This is a genomic window from Asticcacaulis sp., assembly GCF_027484505.1.
Taxonomy (GTDB): Bacteria; Pseudomonadota; Alphaproteobacteria; order Caulobacterales; family Caulobacteraceae; genus Asticcacaulis.
This window is the reverse complement of sequence record NZ_JAIXSV010000055.1, coordinates 1-3,965: the sequence shown is the minus strand read 5'-3', so window position 1 is coordinate 3,965 and position 3,965 is coordinate 1. Positions and strand designations below refer to the sequence as shown.

3 protein-coding genes are annotated in these 3,965 nt (G+C 56.0%); all 3 read left to right on the top strand.

What is annotated here, in order from left to right:
• The first annotated feature begins 33 nt into the window (after nucleotides 1-33).
• Nucleotides 34-393 carry an ABC transporter substrate-binding protein gene (locus Q0072_RS02630; RefSeq protein WP_298325332.1) on the top strand — a complete coding sequence of 120 codons (360 nt, stop codon included), beginning with the start codon at nucleotides 34-36 and terminating at the stop codon, nucleotides 391-393.
• Between the two features lie 585 nt (nucleotides 394-978).
• Nucleotides 979-1,500, top strand: a complete 522-nt coding sequence (locus Q0072_RS02625; RefSeq protein WP_298325328.1) for a hypothetical protein — start codon at nucleotides 979-981, stop codon at nucleotides 1,498-1,500.
• 48 nt (nucleotides 1,501-1,548) lie between these two features.
• Nucleotides 1,549-3,615, top strand: a complete 2,067-nt coding sequence (locus Q0072_RS02620) for a TonB-dependent siderophore receptor (protein ID WP_298325325.1) — start codon at nucleotides 1,549-1,551, stop codon at nucleotides 3,613-3,615.
• The last annotated feature ends 350 nt before the right edge of the window (nucleotides 3,616-3,965 follow it).

The following is a 3,965-nucleotide window of genomic DNA, read 5'->3' as shown; positions in this document are numbered from 1 at the left end:
TGATCTGGCAGGGGTTCGGTCGGGGTGGGGGGTATGATGGGGTTCCGGTCACGGCTTCTGCGGGTGGGAGTGCTGCTGGCGCTGGGCGCGGGCACCGGAAAGGCCAAGACCCTGGTGCATTGCGCCGAAGCGGCCCCAGACAGTTTGAACCCGCAATATTCCACCTCCGGCAATTCCTACGACATTGCCCAGCAGATCTATGAAAAGCTGGTCAATGTAAAACGGGGAACCCTGGAGCTTGAGCCACAGTTGGCTACAGGCTGGGAACTGGCCGATGAGCGGCGGAGTATCATCTTTACCTTGCGTCAGGGGGTGAAATGGCACCGGTCGACACTGTTCACGCTCACCCGTGATTTCAACGCCGACGATGTCGTCTTCTCCTTCGCCCGGTAGATGGACAGGAGCCACCGCGACCACGCCCTTGTCGACGCCAAGATTTATCCTTTCTCGTACTCAAGGACCTTGCAGCTGCTTGAGGGGGTGTTTTCTTTCACTATCGTGTCTGTTTTGCCACACCACTTTGTTCCATCAAGTCCATATAGATGAATTCTATGGACTTAAAACGGCGCATTGTTGGCGTAACAGAACATATTGCAATCAAGTTTGTACTGCCTTGGAATTGGAAAATTAATGGAAAAAAATGGAAACTAACAGTGTTGAAATTTTGCCATTTTATATATTAATTTTGTATTTAGTTATGTGTACATGCATATGTTAGCTCAATATCATGAGTCGTTTATGGGTTTGGAACCTAAAGTGATGTCTTTAATGGCTTGAGTAGTTCCGGATGCAGAAGTGTATTATACTTAAATTCTCATTTTTTATTTCCTTTTAGCTTATCAGCTGATAGTTCGCCTAAAAAAGGTGGGGCTTGCGCTAGCTTGACCCGAGATGGTAACCGGTGTCAGTCAGGCGCCGAATGGTTCTCGGGTTACGGTTCGCGCAAAGACTTGGTTCACGCAAAATGGGGTGTGCAATATGAAGTTGAAGCAAATGCTGGCAGGGGCGCTAGCGTTCGCGGTTGTGAGTGGGTCAGGTCTTCCGACTCAGGCCGCCCCCACGCAGAAGTACCTGGAAATCCTGGCGCGCGCGCTGTCGTTCGCTATTGACGGTCCAGCGGGAGAGATCGAAACCGCAATTGTGTACGTTCCGGGCAATGCCGCCTCTGAGGCGGAGAAGGCTGAACTGGTGGCGCTGCTGGGCAATGGTTTGCAGATCGGCAAGGTCGTCTTGAAGGGCAAGGCCGTTCCCGCCACTGACGCTGATGCCGCCAAGGCCAAGCTATGGCTGGTGACCTCGGGTGCCGGTGCCAAGGCCACCCCTCTCGCCGGGTCAAAAGTGTTCACCGCAAGCACGGAAAAGGGCTGCGCAGAAGCAGCTCAGTGCGTTCTGGCGATCGAGACCGAACCGAAGGTGCAGATCTATGTCAGCCGCAAGGCGGCCGATGTCACCGGTGTTTCCTTCCAAAACTCCTTCCTGGTGATGGTCAAGGAACTTTGAGGCTGGCCGAAAGCCCCTTCCCGGAACGATCCAAGACGAGATTCAAAGATGATCAAGAAGATCGCTTTGGCTGCGCTGACCACTGTGTCGCTGGCCGCTTTCACCCAGATGACTGCGGCGCAGTCGCTGGACTACACGCAATATGAAGCCATGTTCGGCGAACCGGTGACGACATCGGCGCTGGGCATCCCGCAGCGCGCCTCTGTTGCGCCGACAACCATGACCATCCTGACGCAGGACGATATCCGCCGGTCCGGCGTGCGCGACCTGATTGAACTGATGGCCCGTGTCGAGGGTGTGGATATCCAGCGCGCGTCCATCATGGACGGCGATGTGGGTGTGCGTGGCTATAACCAGACCGGTTCCAACCGCCTGTTGGTGATGGTCAATGGCCGTCAGGTCTATGTCGATCACCAGGGCTACGTTGTCTGGGCCGCCCTGCCCATCACGCTGCCGGAAATCCGACAGATCGAGATCGTGCGAGGCCCCAATACGGCCCTGTTCGGCTTCAACGCAGTATCTGGCGTGATCAATATCATTACTTACAACCCGTTGATGGATAACATCAACACGGCGGACATCACCGTGGGCACTCAGGGTCGCAAGGAACTGTCGGCGGTAAAGTCGGTGAAGTTCGGTGACTGGGGCGGGTTGCGGCTGTCCACCAATCTGGTAGAGGCCAACGGCTTCAAGGCCGAGCGGCGCGATGCCAATGATCTGCGGCAATATTCTCGTCGGGGCTTTGATTATGGTAAACCGTTCCGTGAATATTTCGGTGCCGACGGGCTATTTCAGGTGGCCCCCGGCTTCCAGGCTGGTGTCGAGTTGACCCATACCCGCGCTGAAACCTATATGCGCGTCAGTTCCTTCAATGTTACTACGCCTCAGGGTACGCGCGCCATTATCACTGGCACGCCCTATTGGTCGATCCAGAGCGGCAAAGTCTATTTCGCTGCTGACAGTGATTTCGGCTCCACCAAAGGCCAGTTCTATATCACCCGCAACGGTTCATGGGGCGGCCCGCGCGATGCCTATCGGGTGAATGACAACATCGTTGGTCAGGTCGAACACTTGTTCAAGCTGGATGCCGAAAACAGTTTCCGCATCTCGCTGGAAGCGCGCAGCACCGACTATGACACCGAGAACCGCAACGGTGCCACGGCGCTGGAGTTCGAAGCCGGTTACTACCTCTATGCTAGTTCGGTGAGTTGGATGTGGCAGATCACCGACAGCCTGTCATTGGCGACGGCTGCCCGTCTGGACGTGCTGCGCACCAATCGCAAGGATGGTTTCTCGCGGAACATGCCCTGGACCAAGGACGATTACTCGCAGACCAACAATGTGTTCGGGTATAATGCCGCGTTGTCCTATACGCTGGATGAAGACACCAATCTGCGTTTCTCCAACGCCCGGGGCATCCAGTATCCTAATCTGATCAATATCTTCAACAATAACGGCAATCCTTATCTGAAGCCTGCAGTTGTCCGCAGCTATGAGCTGAGTGTGAACCGCAATCTGCCGTTCATTGATGCCACGGCTTCCGCCAATCTCTTCTACACGAAGACGGACAATCTGATCCGTACTGTGGGGTCAGGTGTGGGTGGTCGGAAGGTGGGGCTAGATGGCCGTAACTACTCGATTACGGCTCCGATCGGCGACAGCCAAGTGAAGGGTGTTGAACTGGCCCTGAAGGGCAAGATCGATACCACCTGGCGCTGGGGCTTGAACTATACGTGGTTGGACACACACGACTTCCTGAATATCAACAAGTCGGTCAACCCGGTCACCGGCACCGGGTACACCACTAACATCGACTACAAGAACACCAACATCCCGTCCATGGGGAATGCTTCCATCGGATTTACTGCCGGTAAGTGGGAAGGTGATCTGTATTTGAACGCGGTGGCCGCAACCAAGCAGTTCGACCCGCCGACAGGCAATCGTATCTCGCGTTCCCCGTCCTACATGGGGCTGAGCGGTCGCATTGCCTATGCCGTCGCCAGCAATGTCACGCTGGCGGTGTCCGGGTCGAACTTCAATCGTGATCAGATCCTGATCGGTGAACCGCGTCCGATTGATCGTCAGGTCTTCGGTACTGTTACCATCAACTGGTAAGGTAATGTATGCTGTGCATCATCTGATGTGGTGGCTTGAGTGAACGGCACGGCCCAGTCAGCGAATGCTGGCGGGGCCGTTTCGTCTGGTGGCCCTGTCAGCAGCCATGCCGCCCAGGCTCTGGGCAAAAGGGCGGTTCCGGCGCATATTGTGCGCCTGCGAAATCATCCCGTGTAGAGTTCCCGCCCTATGGATACATTGCCCCCGGAACCGTCCAACCCGATGGATCCGGACCTCGTCTTTTCCGTCGCCCGCCACCATCCGGAAGTGACCACGGCCGGCCGCCTGGGTTTGGACCGGGTGGAGCAGGCCGCCGCCTATGGCATGGTGCCGCTGGGCCTGCCATTGCC